General features: G+C 58.9%; 15 protein-coding genes. 2 read left to right on the plus strand and 13 right to left on the minus strand.

Translation table 11 applies throughout. The features are described from left to right. Positions 1-46: 46 nt before the first annotated feature. Positions 47-2,062 carry a hypothetical protein gene (locus IH944_12580; protein MCH7905382.1) on the minus strand — a complete coding sequence of 672 codons (2,016 nt, stop codon included), beginning with the start codon at positions 2,060-2,062 and terminating at the stop codon, positions 47-49. A 79-nt stretch (positions 2,063-2,141) separates the two neighbouring features. Between IH944_12580 and IH944_12585 the strand changes: the two genes are divergently transcribed. Further along, positions 2,142-2,939 carry a PD-(D/E)XK nuclease family protein gene (locus IH944_12585; GenBank protein MCH7905383.1) on the plus strand — a complete coding sequence of 266 codons (798 nt, stop codon included), beginning with the start codon at positions 2,142-2,144 and terminating at the stop codon, positions 2,937-2,939. Here IH944_12585 and IH944_12590 read toward each other — a convergent pair. From IH944_12590 to IH944_12630, 9 genes are all read right to left on the minus strand, one after another. After that, on the minus strand, positions 2,923-3,729 hold the full coding sequence (locus IH944_12590) for a DUF4382 domain-containing protein (GenBank protein ID MCH7905384.1): 807 nt from the start codon (positions 3,727-3,729) through the stop codon (positions 2,923-2,925). The two genes, IH944_12585 and IH944_12590, sit on opposite strands and share 17 nt — an antisense overlap. Before the next feature lie 65 nt (positions 3,730-3,794). Continuing rightward, positions 3,795-4,997, minus strand: a complete 1,203-nt coding sequence (locus IH944_12595; GenBank protein MCH7905385.1) for an insulinase family protein — start codon at positions 4,995-4,997, stop codon at positions 3,795-3,797. After that, positions 4,994-6,142 carry an insulinase family protein gene (locus IH944_12600; protein MCH7905386.1) on the minus strand — a complete coding sequence of 383 codons (1,149 nt, stop codon included), beginning with the start codon at positions 6,140-6,142 and terminating at the stop codon, positions 4,994-4,996. Before IH944_12600 ends, IH944_12595 begins: the two co-directional genes overlap by 4 nt. A gap of 10 nt (positions 6,143-6,152) precedes the next feature. Continuing rightward, positions 6,153-6,896: an SDR family oxidoreductase gene (locus IH944_12605; protein MCH7905387.1), complete on the minus strand. Its 744-nt coding sequence runs from the start codon at positions 6,894-6,896 to the stop codon at positions 6,153-6,155. Between the two features lie 305 nt (positions 6,897-7,201). Then, the gene (locus tag IH944_12610) at positions 7,202-7,648 is read right to left on the minus strand and encodes a D-tyrosyl-tRNA(Tyr) deacylase (protein MCH7905388.1); all 447 of its coding nucleotides are present in this window, start codon (positions 7,646-7,648) and stop codon (positions 7,202-7,204) included. Next, a complete protein-coding gene (locus tag IH944_12615) occupies positions 7,645-9,864 on the minus strand; it encodes a bifunctional (p)ppGpp synthetase/guanosine-3',5'-bis(diphosphate) 3'-pyrophosphohydrolase (protein MCH7905389.1) in 2,220 nt (739 codons plus the stop codon). The genes IH944_12610 and IH944_12615 overlap by 4 nt, the downstream gene beginning before the upstream one ends. 85 nt (positions 9,865-9,949) lie before the next feature. Beyond that, a complete protein-coding gene (kdsB, locus tag IH944_12620; GenBank protein ID MCH7905390.1) occupies positions 9,950-10,678 on the minus strand; it encodes a 3-deoxy-manno-octulosonate cytidylyltransferase in 729 nt (242 codons plus the stop codon). A 550-nt stretch (positions 10,679-11,228) separates the two neighbouring features. Then, positions 11,229-11,936: a hypothetical protein gene (locus tag IH944_12625; GenBank protein ID MCH7905391.1), complete on the minus strand. Its 708-nt coding sequence runs from the start codon at positions 11,934-11,936 to the stop codon at positions 11,229-11,231. Then, a complete protein-coding gene (locus IH944_12630; GenBank protein ID MCH7905392.1) occupies positions 11,884-12,357 on the minus strand; it encodes a transcription elongation factor GreA in 474 nt (157 codons plus the stop codon). Before IH944_12630 ends, IH944_12625 begins: the two co-directional genes overlap by 53 nt. Before the next feature lie 42 nt (positions 12,358-12,399). Between IH944_12630 and IH944_12635 the strand changes: the two genes are divergently transcribed. Further along, complete coding sequence (locus IH944_12635; protein MCH7905393.1) at positions 12,400-13,332, plus strand: glycosyltransferase family 2 protein; 933 nt, start codon at positions 12,400-12,402, stop codon at positions 13,330-13,332. Here IH944_12635 and IH944_12640 read toward each other — a convergent pair. From IH944_12640 to IH944_12650, 3 genes are read right to left on the minus strand one after another with little or no spacing between them, the layout of a single operon-like run. Continuing rightward, complete coding sequence (locus tag IH944_12640) at positions 13,250-14,035, minus strand: ABC transporter ATP-binding protein (GenBank protein MCH7905394.1); 786 nt, start codon at positions 14,033-14,035, stop codon at positions 13,250-13,252. The genes IH944_12635 and IH944_12640 overlap by 83 nt on opposite strands. Then, positions 14,032-14,907, minus strand: a complete 876-nt coding sequence (locus IH944_12645; protein MCH7905395.1) for an ABC transporter permease — start codon at positions 14,905-14,907, stop codon at positions 14,032-14,034. Before IH944_12645 ends, IH944_12640 begins: the two co-directional genes overlap by 4 nt. 15 nt (positions 14,908-14,922) lie before the next feature. Then, on the minus strand, positions 14,923-15,324 hold the full coding sequence (locus tag IH944_12650; GenBank protein MCH7905396.1) for an FKBP-type peptidyl-prolyl cis-trans isomerase: 402 nt from the start codon (positions 15,322-15,324) through the stop codon (positions 14,923-14,925). Positions 15,325-15,392 lie beyond the last annotated feature (68 nt).

Here is a 15,392-nt window from a genome sequence, read left to right on the forward strand (position 1 = left end):
GAGGTGCGAACAGAAGTTACGCTGCCAGGCTGAAGGGCAGGTCGCCCTATCGAGCCCAAACGAACTTGACCGTGACCCTGCTTCTCCACTCATCTGCGTTTGGATCGCCAATGATCACGAACCAGTCCATTCCCGTGAAGCCGGAGCTGCTGTACGAGACAAAGTAGTTGTTGGTGCCATCACGCGATACAAATCGCCCGGTGAGCGACTGCCTGGCGTCGATCTCCCAGCCCAGCGTTACGATCGTCTGCTCCGTCCTACCGTTGAAGTCAAGGAACGAGTGACGCAGCCCGACATCGATACTGCCCGGAAACCGGTAATTGCCCTTGATGCTGACGAACTCCGTCCGCTCTCCCGCCCTTTCGCCGAAGTTGTAATCAAAACCGAAAGACCGGAACCGGTTGCTGACGTTGAAGTCCGCGCCGATCGAGACCGTCTTCTCCTCTTCGTCTTCAAACCTCTCCGTCTGTCCGGAGATGCTGAGCCGAATGTCAGAACGCAGAGTGCCGGAGATGTTCAGGCTGGCACCCTTCTGCTGATTGTCTCCATCGAACTTCTTGAAGTCTTGGCCGAACAGAAACACGCTGAACGACCGCAGGGGTCCAGTTCGATATTCAGTGTTGTAATTGGTGAAGAATGACGCGCCGCGCCGGTTGGTGAAACGGATGAAACCCAGAGCAGGATCGAAATCTGGATCGACCCAGCTATATGTCAGACTGGTCGAGAACTTCGGAATGTTGTAGCTTAGATTTGCTGATCCTGAAGTATCAGAGACGCCGTTCGTCTCTGAAACGCCATACGATCCTCGAATGTTGTAGTTGCCTCGCGCGATGGTAGCGTTCGCCTGATATACGTAGTTCCTCAAGCCGGTGTCGCTCGACGCGGACGCAAAAAAGCCGACCCGTGAGCGATTGCCCAGCAAGTGTCGAAAGTTCAGCACGGCGTCGACTCGCCTCCCGTCCTCTCGCGTCACCAGTATGCCCACCGAGTTCTTCGCGTCGAGGTTGCCGTAGAACTTCGCGCCTTGGTCGAAGTCCTCAATCGCCCGACTGTTGAACAGCTGGTCGCTGAATCCGCCTCCTCGGCCGCCGCCGAAAAAGCTCGAGCCCTCGGTGAAGAACGGTCGGCTGTCTCGCTCAAATCTTACGGTCCGCGTGAACGAAATCCCCGTAACCTGCTGCTCGATGTTCCTGAAGTCCGGGCTGACGCTCAGTAGCCCGGTCATTTGAGAATTGAACTCGTATCGCGCATCCAGTCCTCCGCGTATCGCGAACTCATCGTCTGCGTCCTCGTCGAACTCCGGCGCGATGTATCCGAGCAAACGCAGCTTTTGCTCGCTCGACTGTGCAGGTGGTGTTACCGTCTCCCAGATTCCGACCAGATCAGAGAGCCGTCGCAACGTTCTGTTCGCCCAATACGAGTTGACCTGTGTTCTGGCATGACCCCGGGCGAAGTTGATGTCCATATCCATATCTTCACCGGAAGGGATGTTTAGAATTGCCCATGGAATGCGCATCTCCGCAACCCATCCGCCTTCTACGATCCTCGCTGCAGCCGTCCACTCCCCGCGAAACTCCCTCTTGGCAGATCGACCGCCGGCGATGTTCTCCGAGGTCGTGCCAAGAGCATTCACCCGAAACTCAGACATCCCCCCCTGTCTGGTGTTGAAAGGGTTGATCGAAAATTCAAGAACGTCCTCACGGACGGTGCTGCCACCGCGGCCACCCCCAACGCCCGACACTGCGCCCGGCTGTATTTCACGAGCAACGATGCGGTCTGGCTGTGAGTCGCGCGCAAAGAAAGCGACATAGATGGCTTCGTCGTCGTAGCCGAGCCAAATCTCTGTGTCAGCAACAGGATTGGTCTCGGTGTACGGGTCGATGAAGCCGCTCGCATGAGCCAGGGCTGCCCACTCGCCTTCGGCCAGCACCCCGTCGATGGTTGGGGTACGCGCGATACGGACGCCCTGCAAACGCGGGACGTCCTCAGAATCGGCGAGTGCGCCGGCGTACAACAGCACTATCGCCGCGGCCAGTCCAAATTTCCTATGCAAGCTGTCCAACTGCCTGAACGTTATACATCCAATTTCGTTCACCGTGCGCCGCATTAGTGCATCTGCCTTGACCTGATAGAATGGGAGCGTGGCCCGTAAGCCTAGCCTGAGCCCATCCAAGATCACGACCTATCTTGCCTGCCCGGACAAGTACAAATGGACGTACGTCGACGACCGCGGCAAGTGGTACATGCGGTCGAAGTCGTACTTCAGCTTCGGCTCAACGTTGCACAAGGTACTGCAGCGATTCCACGACTCTGGCGACAGTGGAGTCACGACCACGTCTCAGGCCCTGGCCGCGCTGGACGAGAGTTGGATCGAGGCCGGTTATGCCAGCCAGGACGACATGATGCAGGCGATGGCAGAGGGCAAGGACATCATCGAGAGCTACGTGGAGGCTGTTCAGGCGAAGCCGGTGACGGCGGAGACCATTTACATCGAGAAGCTACTACGGGCCGACCTTGGTGAGTTCGTGTTAATTGGCCGAGTAGACCGGGTTGACGAGCACGAAGACGGCACGCTGGAGATCATCGACTACAAGACCGGTCGGGACACCGTCAGCGCGGAAGACGTTGAGGCGGACATGGCGATGTCGTGCTATCAACTCTTGCTCAGCAAGCTTCATCCGAACAAGAGAATCGTCGCGACGATCATCGCCTTGAGAAGCGGCGGACAAGCGACGTCTTCGATGAGCCAAGCCGACCTTCAAGAGTTCGAGTCGGATCTCGTCTCGCTCCGGTCAGAGATTCACGACAGAGACTTTGAAGGCATGACGCCGGTTCCTAAAAGCTTGTGCCCTTCTTGCGACTTCCTGCCGCTGTGCTCGAGGCATGAAGATTTCGAACTGCCAGCCGCCGAGTCCGAGCCCGCTACTCCAGCACAATAACGCCGAGAGAGACGTCCGTTTGTCGAACGACAACCACGTCCTCGACTACAGATGAAAACTCAAGTGACGTGTCGGGGTCTGTGTAGCTGACGGTGATCTGATAGGTGCCTTCGAGCAACGCCCAGACCTTGAACTCGCCCTGTTCGTCCGTCGTCGACGTGTTCACCTCTGTTCCTAACGGATAGTTGTCGCCCTCTGTGTAAATCGCAGTTATCAGCGCCCCGTGGACCGGCTCGTCGAGCAGCTCTACGGTTCCGGTGACGGTGCCTGAAAGAACCTCGAGAACCGCTAGGATCACCGGCTGTAGGAGATACTGCCCATTGCCCTGTCTCCTCAGAGATTTCTCGACGTTGAAGTCCAACAGAATCGTAGTGATATCGCCGCCGGTAACCGTTGCGTCGATGTTCACCTTGATTCCAGTCTGGAGCCCGCTTGGAACTGTGACGTCGTGGGTTCCCTGGTCGTCGACCACCTGCACGTCGCTGACGAACAGCCGGACCTGGGTGTACGTCCCTAGCGGTACGCCAGCAGAACCCAACGGGGCTGCCTCTCTAGTAAGATCGAGCAAGTTCAGCCTGATGCCTGGCTCGGCGATCTCAATCCACTGCCCATCGAGATGAGCCTCTACGCGGTCAAACGTGATGTTCAGTTCTAGCACGTTGGAAAGCGGCGCGTCAACGAGGTTGAACGACAGCGTGCCGGTCGTGCCGAGTTGGGCACCGTCGCCACCACAGCCGAGAAGGCCAAATCCAAGGCTGGCTACGATCGAGATCAGGAAAAACTTCTTCATCACAAACCCATTATACAGGACGGCGCTGCCGGCTGAAACGGTCGCAAGATCGTTACCCAGTAGGATTACCGGCCTGGATACACCGCGCCGTTTGCGCCTTCTATCAGCAGCTTGGCAGCGAGTTTGAGGTCGTCGAGATCGAGATTCCGCATCGCACCGAGGATCAAGTCCAAGTCGACTTGTCCCGCGCCAGTCATCTCCGTGTATCCGCGCCAGGAGCATCGATCCTCCAGGCTCCAGGAAACGACGCGGTCGGGGCGAAGCCTGAGCGGCGTCGTCGGCATCGCGTACGAAAAGCTCGCTTCAACCATGGCAACCGCCCTCGCAACGACTGGCTCATCCCATTCATCGATGGCTTCGAGCAGAGCCGTACGCATATCCGCAATGAAATGCACTTCATCCTCCTCCGCCTCTCGCTGCATGTAGATACGAGGGGACCAGCCAACTGCAGTCGGCCACAAGACCGCGCCTTGAGAGTACGACCACCCACGTTCCTCCCTCAAGGCTTGAAACGCGGCGCTCTCCTTCCCCACTCCGAGAGCGTACAGGGCCAGCAGCGTTCGCACTGCAGCTGTTGCGTCCGGACGAATCGTCTGCCCGGTCAGCAGAAACGTGCTGATGTTGCCGTCCACGCCCGCAAGCGGCCCGACGCCCCTTCCGAGTCGTGGCGGTCGGCCAATTCTCGGATACTTGTTTCTCGCAAACCGCATCGTAAACTCCTCCACGCCCTCCCCCTCTGTGACGGCGCCGCCAACAACGATCACGATGTTTTCGGGTCGGAACGAGCGCGTATATAGATCCCGAATGCGATCTGCCCTCACCTCCGATAGCTCGTAGTCGATCCCCAGCATGGAACTCACCAATGCGTTGCCCGACGCGGACTCCAATCGCCTAGTCGTCGCGAGCACATCGTCATCGCGGAGCATCGCGTTGGTCAGAACATCGCTCACGAGATCGCCAAGCAACGACAGGCCGCCGATGGGCGCAACGAACTGCACAACCATGAAATCCGAGAACACTGCAACGCTCGGAGGCACCCCGGCCTGAGACCCGAATGCTTTCAGCTGATTGGGAGTTAAGGACTTGGTGCCCTCTAACAAAATGTTTCCAAGTACGAGCCAATTTGCGGTGTAGCGGGCGTCCAACTCGAACGGCGGTTTGATAAACGCCTGCACGACCACAACCTGGCTCGAAGGGTCGATGACCTCGACGATCTTCGCCTCCTGTCCAGCGTTAATCGCGACTGCCGCAAGTGCGATCGAAATCACTGGGGCACTCCTTGGCCCGCCGTGGATTGGAATGAACGCACGGCGGCGATCAGCTCTTCGGGCGTGAGGACTTTGACCGTGTCACGGGCTCGTTCCAGGTCGAAGCTCGCCGATCGCCGATGCAGCACTGAGTAGATGTTAGCCTTCTTGCTGGGCGACCGCAGCCAACTGGCCAGTTGCAAGTCGATCAACCGTCTTGCGTCTCTAGCCAACTCCTTGATCTTGTTCGTGCTGTATCTGTCGAGCGCTTCCAGGCTCTGCGCGTTAGCGTTGGAAACCGAGACCAAGGACCGTCCGACCGTCGGTGTGTACCGAGGCATCGAGCCGCTAATGTCGAGCGAGATCGCCATCGCCGCGCCGACCGTCGCCAACGTGCGCCGATCCGGAAAACCGTCAACGAGTACCAATCTTACTGCTCCGCCTTCGATCGACGTGGAAAAGCCATCGACCGTGGCAGTTTCGCTCGTGGCATCCGGCGGAATCGTATCGCCCGGCGGGTACTCGCCCAGCCAGTTGCGCAGTTGCTCCATCGTTCTTTCGACGTCTATTGCGCCGATCACGGCCACGGAGAGACGCACCCCGACAGCCAGTTCGGCTTGAATGCTTTCAAGGTCCTCGGGTGTTGCCACAGCCATCGCGTCCAGCGATCCGTGAGGATCGCGGCCCTGTTCGCCGAACGCCGACGTCCATGCTGCATTGCTCAGCATGGACCCCGAATCCAGTTCAGCCAGCTCGTGCCGCATGATTGCGGTCTCCCGGCTCAGCTCGTCAGCATCGACCACAACCGGAGCGAGCAAACGAGGGGCAAGCGCCAGCGCCGTTGATAGTTCGCTGCCCGGACCGACGATTTCATAGCGAATGCCGTCGCGCAGAGTCTCGGCGCGCAAGAAAAGCCCTCGGATTTCTAGTTGCGCGTCCAGGCTCTTCTCCGGCCCTTTTGCCGCGATGTGCTCCAGCAAGTGCAACCATCCGTGCTGCTCGGATGACGTGGCCACGCCCCGCCGATCGACGAACAGGCTCAGGGCGAAGTCCGTACCGGCGGCGAATCTCTCGACGTAAGCCTGAGCGCCGTTTGGAAGCGTCTCCTTCAGCGCAGGCGCGTAATGGACTTGGGGCACAAGGGTGAGGAAAATCGCCGGCAGCACGGTTATCAGGCTACCTCAGGTAGCTCGCACCGTTGACGTCGATGACGACCCCGCTCAAATACGATGCCTCGTCGCTGAGCAGATAAGCCGCCGCGCCCGCACACTCCTCAGGCGTCGCCATTCGTCCAAGCGGTATCTCGGCGACGATCTCCGGCAGCCTGTCGTCCATGCCCTCCCTCGCCATCGCGGTATCCACCCACCCTGGAGCGATGGCGAAGTGCTGGATGTTCTCGCCGGCCATCTCGACGGCCAGAGAGCGCGTGAGATTCAGCAACGCCGCCTTGCTCGCGCTGTAGCACGACGCCCGCGGTTCGCCGCGATGCGCGACCCGGCTGACGACGTTCAACACCTTGCCGCCGCCGTTTTGCTTGAAGTGACGGCACGCGCGGTGGATCATGCGGCGAGGCGAGTGCCAGTTCACCTGGAACACTTCCGCAAACGCCTGTTCCACTTCGTCTTCGTCATCTGATAAGAAATCTATGTTCCGGTATGTTCCGGCGTTGTTGACGAGGGCGTGGAGCGGCCCGTCGGCGATTACTGTGTCGATCAGTGCGCGTGCCTCTGCACCGTCGGCTAAATCGGCCTGGTAAACCCCCGAGCACCGCTCGCCCAAAGTTCCCGCAACGTCTTTCGCCTCTGATTCACCAGTGCGGTAGTGAAGAGCCACGCGCCACCCGTCGTCGGCCAGCCTGATCGCGATCGCGCGCCCGATCCCGCGCGACGAACCGGTGACGAGCACCTTGCGTCGATCCATGGCGATTACTGTGGCATATCGATGCGCTGGCGCAGCTAGGAGCGCGGACTCTTAGTCCGCATCCCGGCCTTCGGACTCTCAGTCCGATGTGCGCGGTGAGCCAAGGTCGCCCAGGAGGACGACCCTCCATGCGTGTGCCAGATTTTGGCAGTTTGGCGGTGCGATCGGCCTGCGCTGGCGCGGCTCGCGGGGACGCTCGCCCTCCCGGGACAGTTGCAAGTCCCGAGTCCCGAGTCCTGAGTCCCGAGTCCTGAGTCCCGAGTCCCGAGACGTGAGATGGGGAGGGCCAAGTTGAATCACGTCGCTCAACAGTCGATCACGAGCGTCACCGGCCCGTCGTTGCACAGTTCGACCTGCATCATTTCGCCGAACACGCCTGTCTGCACATCGATCTCTCTCTGCCTCAACTCAGAGACGAACTTATCGAACAGCTTTTCTGCTTCTTCGTACGGAGCCGACTCCATAAACGACGGTCGCCGGGATTTCAGCGCATCGCCGAACACGGTGAAGTTAGAGACCGCCAACACCTGCGCGCCGGACGCCTCTACGTCGCAGAGCGCAAGGTTCATTTTGCCCTCGCCGTCGTCGAAGATCCTCATTCCAGCGATTCGGTCGGCCAGTTTCGCCGCAGATAGGTCGGTATCGTCCTTGTGCGCGCCGACCAACGCCAACAACCCTTTTCCACAGCGGCCGACGACCTCGCCGTCGACCGAAACGGACGCCGACGATACGCGCTGAACAATCGCCCTCACCTTTTGGCGATCCTTCCAAGCACTCGCAGAACACTGATGACGTCTGAGTACTGCCCAACCTTGTTCATCACATCTTGAAGCTCCTGGACGTCCCGAACGTCTATCGTAAAGTTTATCTCGGCCGTGTGGTTCGGCAGCGTCTTGATCCTTGCTCCCAGCACATTCGTCTTGCTCTCAGCCAAGATCGTCGAGATGTCCATCAGCAGCCCGTGGCGATTGACTGTCACGATCTTGAGATTCACGTCGTAGCGGTCGCCGTCGGCGGGCCATTGAAGGCTCGTCAGCCGTTCCGGCTCCGTGTTGGCAAACCGCAATGCGTTCGGACAGAGACGCCTGTGGATCATGATTCCGCGGCCCCTTGTCACATAACCTACGACGTCCTCTTCCGGAAGCGGCATGCAGCATCGAGCCCGCTTGAGCATGATGTTGTCTATCCCGGAGGTAATCATCGTCGGCTGGCTGTCCTCAAGCTGTTTTTTGTCGAGTTTGACGTCACCCTTCGGATCGACTATGGCGCGGACTTTGTTGAACACGTTCTGGACGCTCGTGAGGCCTTCGCCGACCTTTGCGAAGACGTCAGAACCGGTCTTACAGCCTCGAATCTTCTCGGCGACCTTCGCCATCACTTCATCGTTCAGCGCCCTTTTCGGATCCAGACCGGCGCTTTTGAGCTCTCGTTGGACAGCTTCTTTACCGCGCTTGATGCTCACGTCCTTGTTCAGCTTTCTGAAGTGAGTTCGAATCTTGCTTCGCGCATGCTGCGAAGTCACGAACTCCAGCCAATCAAGGCTGGGCTGGGCGTTGCTTCGCGTGATCAATTCGACTACGTCGCCGTTCTGCAACTTCGCGCTCAGCTGCACCATCACCCCGTTGACCTTTGCTCCTACGACCGTCATGCCGAGTTGCGTGTGTACGCGAAAGGCAAAATCCACCGGCGTCGCGCCCGTAGGCAGATCCAGCACATCTCCTTTTGGCGTGAAAACGAACACCTGCTCGCTGAACAGGTCCGACGAGACCGTTCTCAGGAAATCGCTGGACGTCTGGCTGTCGCTCGACCAGTCGAACAGCCGCTCCCTCAGCTTCTTCATCTTGTCGGACTGATCCGCGTCGTCGGTCCCCTCTTTGTAGCTCCAGTGGGCAGCGATGCCGTACTCTGCGACCTCGTGCATCGCCACAGTTCGCATCTGCACCTCGACCGATTCGCCGCCGGGACCGATGACCTTTGTGTGCAGCGACTGGTACCCATTCGGCTTTGGCATCGCGATGTAGTCGTAAAAAAGACCGGGGATCGGCAACCAAAGTTCGTGAACGAGACCTAGCACGGTATAGCACTCGGCCTGGGTTTCAACGATGACGCGGATCGCAAGCAGGTCGTAAATCTCCTCAAACGGTACTTTGTCGATCACCATCTTGTTGAAGATGCTGTACAGGTGCTTGGGCCTCCCCTCGATCTTCGCGTGCGACATCCCCTTTTCGTCCACACGCGTCCTCAGGCTGGTCATCGCCTCGTTGACTTCGCTCTCGCGCTCGCGGCGCGATTTTGCGACCATCTCGGATATCGTTTGAAATTCCTTCGGATGCAAAACCTTGAAGCAGAGGTCTTCCAGCTGCCACTTGACTTGCCAAATGCCGAGACGGCCCGCGAGGGGAGCGTAAACGTTCAGCGTTTCGTTGGCGATCCGGCTCTGCCGCTCAGGCGGCAGCGCGTCGAGCGTCCGCATATTGTGCAACCGATCGGCGAGCTTGATCACCATCACGCGGACGTCCTGCGCCATAGCCATGAGCATCTTGCGCAGGCTTTCCGCGGCGCGCGTGCTCTCTGCTCGGACTCTCTGCCGTGCGGTCGCGCTCGAATCAACGCTGATTCTGAGTTTCGTCACGCCTTCGACCAACCGAAGCACCTCGTCGCCAAACTGCTTGCGAATCTCCTGTGCGTTGAGCCAGGTGTCTTCCAAGACGTCGTGCAAGAGCGCCGCGATGATCGAGTCTTCGTCCATCCTCAGCCAGTTGACGATTCCAGCGACCGCGAGCGGGTGAAGGATGTAATCTTCGCCGCTGGCCCGCGTCTGCCCCTTGTGCGCGGCTTCAGCAGCCGTGTACCCCGCGCGGATCCGGTCTATCGCGGCGTCTGGCAGGCGTTCTTTGACCGCGTCCAAGAGCGCTTCCAGGCTCTCGGAACCAGTCTTGCCTTCACCGTGTTCAGACGGAATCGCCATCTTTTCCAGCTGTCAATCTAATTAGACGCTACGGGCCTCACCTAAATTATATCAGGCAAGCGCAGCTAAACCTAAAGACGCACTCTCATCGCCCTTGTGCTTCAAGAATCGAGCGAACGAGCTCCGCCTGGGCAGGAGTGTCCACGGCCAGCTCGGTCCCGGCCCCTTCAGACATCTTGATCCGCACGCCGTTCTCTTGGAATCTCAACTGCTCCAAACCCTCGGTCAGCTCTAGCGGCGATTGTGGCCATTGTGAAAACCTGGCGAGCGCGTCGCGAGTGTACGAGTACAGTCCTATGTGCTTCTTGACGGCCAAAGATCCCTCGTTGCGCGGATACGGGATCCTCGAGCGTGAAAAGTAGAGGGCGTATCCATCACCGTCCAGCACGACCTTCACAACGTCAGGATTCTCAATTTCGTCCGCCGGGCAGTCGCAGTACACGCTGCCCATCTGGATCGAGTCGTCGTCCAACAGGGGCTTGGCGCACGCCGCGATCGATTCCGATCGAATGAGCGGCTCGTCGCCTTGCACATTCACGTACACATCGGCGTCTACGGTTTCAGCAACCTCGGCTATGCGATCCGTGCCCGTACGGTGCCCCGAGCTCGTCAACATGGCTTCGGCACCGAACCGCTTGCACGCGTCGATGATCTCTGAATCGGGCGTAGCAACGATCACTCGCTCGGCTACTTTGGAATCTACCGCTCGCTCGACGACCCATTGGACCATCGGCTTGCCGAGCAGATCGACGAGGGGCTTGCCAGGGAATCGCGACGAGCCCATCCGCGCTGGCACAATCACGACGCATCGCATCTGGGATGAGGTTACCATTACACAATCGAAGGGACTTCGTCTGTTCGGACCCCCTCCCTAACCCTCCCCCGAGGCTCCGGGGGAGGGGACTGGCCTCAATCCCTCCCCCGGCCTGCGAGCTGCTGCTCGCAGCGCGCTCTCGTGGACGGGGGAGGTTAGGAGGGGGCCAGAACACTGCGGACTGAGAGTCCACATGCCGGGTTGCGGTCCTTCGATCCTTCGACTGGCTCAGGACAGGCTCAGCTCAGGATGACGTCCGCGCTCCGTTGGATCGGCGAGCTGGCAACTGCTTGGCGACTATCTGGCGACGACCAGGCGACGGCCCGCAATAAGTCGGCCCCAGACCAAGTCTGAGGCCGACTCTCTAGCCAGGGAGGCTGCGGTTCATCGCTAAACCCAGCCTCGTATGCCGGGTGCTAAAACCCAACACCTCCCTGGCGTTCAATACTATGGTCATTCATACTTAGCGTCACCTCCTGTAGACAAAGATTTGCCGCTGGTTCACCAGTGGCTATATATCTTGACGCCGCGAACCCCGATTTGGTTGCAGCTATTGCCCTGTCGACTTCGCAGATCTCAGGAGTTCTTCGGCAGTATTCTTATCTTTCTTAGCTGCCGACTCTGACATCCTGAGCCCAGCCATCACCTCTTTCAACCCGACCGCAACGGTTAGCGACACTTTGCCCGCAGGATCTGTCGCCTTGTTGATCATGAGCACACGTTCACGCTTTTGCCAGAACCAATACGCCACGTCCTGACCACCAATGGGCGTTGAGGGGAGGCCGAATTCGTCGCGATAAAGCAAGAACTTCTGCTGAACGGTCTCTTCATCGACGCCTTCCCACGTGACCATTGCCTGCACTACGTGGGAGGCAGCGGCATCATTTCTCGTGTATAGAATCGCCCCAAAGGAGGCGTCGTTCGACTCCCATCCGATCGCGCTGAACTTCTTGCCAAGGCCTGATGGCAGCGATGTTCTCGGGTACGAACCGGCTGGCGCCTTGAACACCCTTAACGCCTGTGATCTGGAATCGCCGACCGATAGCCTGGCGTCCCCTTGGATGAGCGCAAGATCGCCATCCACGACCTCTTCATCGTAGGAGATGCTCGGGTCAATCGGTGGCCTAGCCTGCGCTTCTGGCTGATCGCTGACCTGTTGCGACGGCGACGAGCAGCCAGCCACGAGCAGCAAGACAGCCAGCGCGCTAATCGCCGATCGAAACGATTCTGTATTTCTGTATGCCCGCAGGTGCTTCATATTCGATCTCATCGCCAACTTTCTTTCCGATGAGGGCCGCTCCGAGCGGCGATGTAATGGCGACCATGTCCTCATCAGCCTCGATTTCGAACGATCCGACGAGCGTTATCGTGATTTCGCCGCTCCGCTTCAAATCAAGAAGCGCCACTTTCGAACCGAGGTGTGCCTTGCCATCAAAGTCTTCGGGGCGCTCTACGATCCTGGCCAGCATCACCGCCCTTTCGAGCTGGCCGATTCTGTCGTTCAACCGCTGCTGATTGAGCTTCGCTTCGTGGTACGCGGCGTTCTCCTTCAAGTCGCCGTGCGCCTTCGCCTCCCGGAGGTTTTGGGCGTTCTTCAGCTTCTCAACCGACTTGAGGTTGTGCAGTTCGGCTTTGAGCTTCTCAAGACCCTCTTGCGTTAGAAGTACTTCCTCGGACATGAACGGTGAAATTCTAGCATGGCGGGCTGTATAACTGTTGTCGTGGGCCGCATCTCCGTCATCGTCGTGAGCTACAACACGCGCGAGCTTCTCGAAAAGTGTCTAGCGACCCTTGGTGAAGCAGACGAGGTTATCGTCGTCGACAACGCCTCGTCGGACGGTAGCCCGGTGATGGTGCGAGACCGGTTCCCCGCCGTCACACTGATCGAAAACCGCGCCAACAAGGGCTTCGGCGCCGCTAACAATCAAGGTCTTGACGCGATGTCCGGCGAATACGCGTTGCTGCTCAACAGTGATGCCGAGGCACGTCCCGGCGCTATCACCCAACTGCGAGAGACGCTGTCGGAGAGCCCTGACATCGTGGCGTGCGGGGGACTGCTAGAAAGCGACGATGGCGAGGCGCAAAACTCGTGTGCCGGAAAGCTGACGCTCTGGGCGTTGATCTGCGAGCAAACGCTGTTGGAGAAGGCGCTGCCAACCTCCAGAATCTTCTCCCCGTACTGGAAGACCGCGACTATCCTGGCGACGAATCCGAGCGGCGCGGTCGACGTCGAGCAGGTCATGGGAGCTTGCCTCGCTATGAGGCCGCTAGAGAGGTTCGATGAGCGCTTCTTCCTCTACTGCGAAGACACAGAGCTGTGTCGACGGCTTCGGAAACACGGTCGCATCGTGTACGTGCCAAGGGCGCGATTTGGCCATGCGCTCGGCGCCAGCAGCAAGAGCCGTTGGAAGGCGGTTGCTCGCTACAATCGCGGGAAGGAACTGTACTTCAGCATAACGTCCGGGCGTCTCGTGGCCGTACTTGCGTTCACGATCAACCGGCTGGGGGCGCTGCTCAGACTCCTGATTTGGCTGGCGCCGGCCGTGATTACCCTGGGGTTGGTTGCGAAGTTCAGGAGTCAAACCGGTCTTTTCTGTCGCGTTCTTCTAGCCCCGCTGACAGGTCCGGCTCGTCCGCCTGATACTGAGCAATAACGTCGTCGGTCGTGCCGTCAGCCTCGATCCCCCCGTCCTTCAGCCAAAGGCAGCGATCCGCGACCCGGCGGATCGCCCTCATGTCGTGCGAAACGAACAGGATGGTTCCACCGCTAGATTTGAATTGGTCGATGTAGTCGAAGCACTTCTTGGCGAACGAGTAGTCGCCGACCGACAGCACCTCGTCAATGATCAGCACTTCGGCATCGACGTTCGCCGCAATGGCAAACCCGAGCCTTGCCTGCATGCCGCTGGAGTAAGCCCTCACCGGTGCGTCGATGTGGTGCTCCAATTCTGAGAACTCGACGATCGCGCCGACGCGCTCCTCTGCCTGTTTGCGCGTCAACCCTAGGATCATTGCGTTGAAGACGATGTTCTCCAGACCGGTCAGGTCAGGATGAAACCCTGCGCCGAGTTCGAGCAGCGGGCCGATCCGACCCTTCACCTCGATCGTGCCCGCAGTTGGCTTGTACACCCTTGCGATGAGCGACAGCAGCGTGCTCTTGCCCGCGCCGTTGTGCCCGATGATCGCCGCACACTGGCCTTTCGGAATCTGCAGCGACAGCCCGTCCAGAACCGTTAGCTTTTCGATCTTCGGGCGGTTCTTCCACCAGAGCAACAGCGTCTTCAACGAGCCGACTCCGCTGTGGCTGAGCAGGAACTCCTTACGCAGATCCTTGAGTTCGATGGCGATTTCGCTCATGGTCGCTCCACAAATTTCCACTTCAGTCGATTGAAGAAGGCGTAGCCCCAGACCAGTGCTCCAAACGACATGGCGACGGTGATGCCGAACAGCACCCAATTGAAGTCAAGCGGGGAGATCATCTCCGCTGGCTGTCCAGCCTCGATCGTAATTGAGATCTTGCCGTCTGGAAGCAGCGTCTTGCGATACGCCGTCGATAGCATCGCTAGCGGATTCAGGTTGTAGACGTAGTACAGCCACTCTTGTCCGGACGACTTGAACGCGTAGTAGACGGTCTCGGCAAAGTACATGACGGGAGTGAGAAAGAACATCAGGTACAGACCCACGCCGACTGCGTACTTGACGTCTTCGTAGAACACGTTGAGCGCTGAAATGAAGAACGACATGCCCATGGCCAGCGCCAAATTGACGAGAAGCAACAGCGGCAGGAATCCGAGCTTCCACGTGAACGGCGAAACCTCGAATCCGCTCTTGGCCCAAACGGCAAAGAGAAACAGGAAGAACACGCCCAGCGCGAGCAGCAGGTGTATGAAGTTCGCTACGACGCTCGCTATCGGCAGGATTTCACGCGGGAAGTACACCTTCTTGATGATCGGCAGCGAGATGAGAACCGATTGCGCCGAGTCCATCAGGCACAACTGGAAGAAGATGAACGGCAGGTACACCGCCAGCACCGACGCACTGAAGTTCGGAGTCTCATTTCGCAAGAACAGCTTGAAGACTATGGTGATGACGAGCACGGTCGCAAGAGGATTGACCAGCGACCACAAGAAGCCAAGCGCGCTGTTCTTGTACCGAATCTTGAGCTCGCGCTCAACCATGGCCCAAAGCAACTCCCGGAACCGCCACAGCTCCTTGAGTTCTGCAAGCATCGAGGTTTTCAATTTCTAGCCTTTTAGCGGGTTGACCCTTACAAGCCTAACAACAACGGTCACGCTGTTTGTTCCAGAATCCTCGCTGCTTGAGATTCCGAACGCACCCCCTGGCCCTGTGACGACGCGACTGCCGCCAACTCGCAGACCGTCCACGGCTTTGGTCCAGAACGGTTCTGATACCTCCTGCCCGAGCAAGAACGTGTAAGGCAAGCCACGCATCTCGCTATCAATGAGCGTTCCGCCGTCCGCATCCTGGACCAAGAAGTGAACGGTGACTCGATCCCCTACTTCGGCTCGGTCGCCGTATCCAGGGGCCGTCGTTTCGTACGCCAGCGGCGCGAGCACGCTTGGCGTCGGCAACGGCGTCGGCACTTGCAGAGTTGCCAATGCCAGTAGGAAGGTGGAGATCATCATGCCAAGGGACGAATCGCAATCGGCAAAAGCGTCAATCTGGCGCCCGGCAAAGGCAGTCGGCTCACGCC

Source organism: Armatimonadota bacterium, assembly GCA_022563855.1.
Taxonomy (GTDB): Bacteria; Armatimonadota; Fimbriimonadia; order Fimbriimonadales; family Fimbriimonadaceae; genus JADFMN01.

Coding starts and splice junctions, on each gene's coding strand:
- kdsB (MCH7905390.1), bottom strand. CDS start 10,678: ATGCGATGCGTCGTGATTGTGCCAGCGCGGATGGGCTCGTCGCGATTC.
- IH944_12605 (MCH7905387.1), bottom strand. CDS start 6,896: ATGGATCGACGCAAGGTGCTCGTCACCGGTTCGTCGCGCGGGATCGGG.
- IH944_12630 (MCH7905392.1), bottom strand. CDS start 12,357: ATGTCCGAGGAAGTACTTCTAACGCAAGAGGGTCTTGAGAAGCTCAAA.
- IH944_12650 (MCH7905396.1), bottom strand. CDS start 15,324: ATGATGATCTCCACCTTCCTACTGGCATTGGCAACTCTGCAAGTGCCG.
- IH944_12625 (MCH7905391.1), bottom strand. CDS start 11,936: ATGAAGCACCTGCGGGCATACAGAAATACAGAATCGTTTCGATCGGCG.
- IH944_12645 (MCH7905395.1), bottom strand. CDS start 14,907: ATGCTTGCAGAACTCAAGGAGCTGTGGCGGTTCCGGGAGTTGCTTTGG.
- IH944_12615 (MCH7905389.1), bottom strand. CDS start 9,864: ATGGCGATTCCGTCTGAACACGGTGAAGGCAAGACTGGTTCCGAGAGC.
- IH944_12640 (MCH7905394.1), bottom strand. CDS start 14,035: ATGAGCGAAATCGCCATCGAACTCAAGGATCTGCGTAAGGAGTTCCTG.
- IH944_12590 (MCH7905384.1), bottom strand. CDS start 3,729: ATGAAGAAGTTTTTCCTGATCTCGATCGTAGCCAGCCTTGGATTTGGC.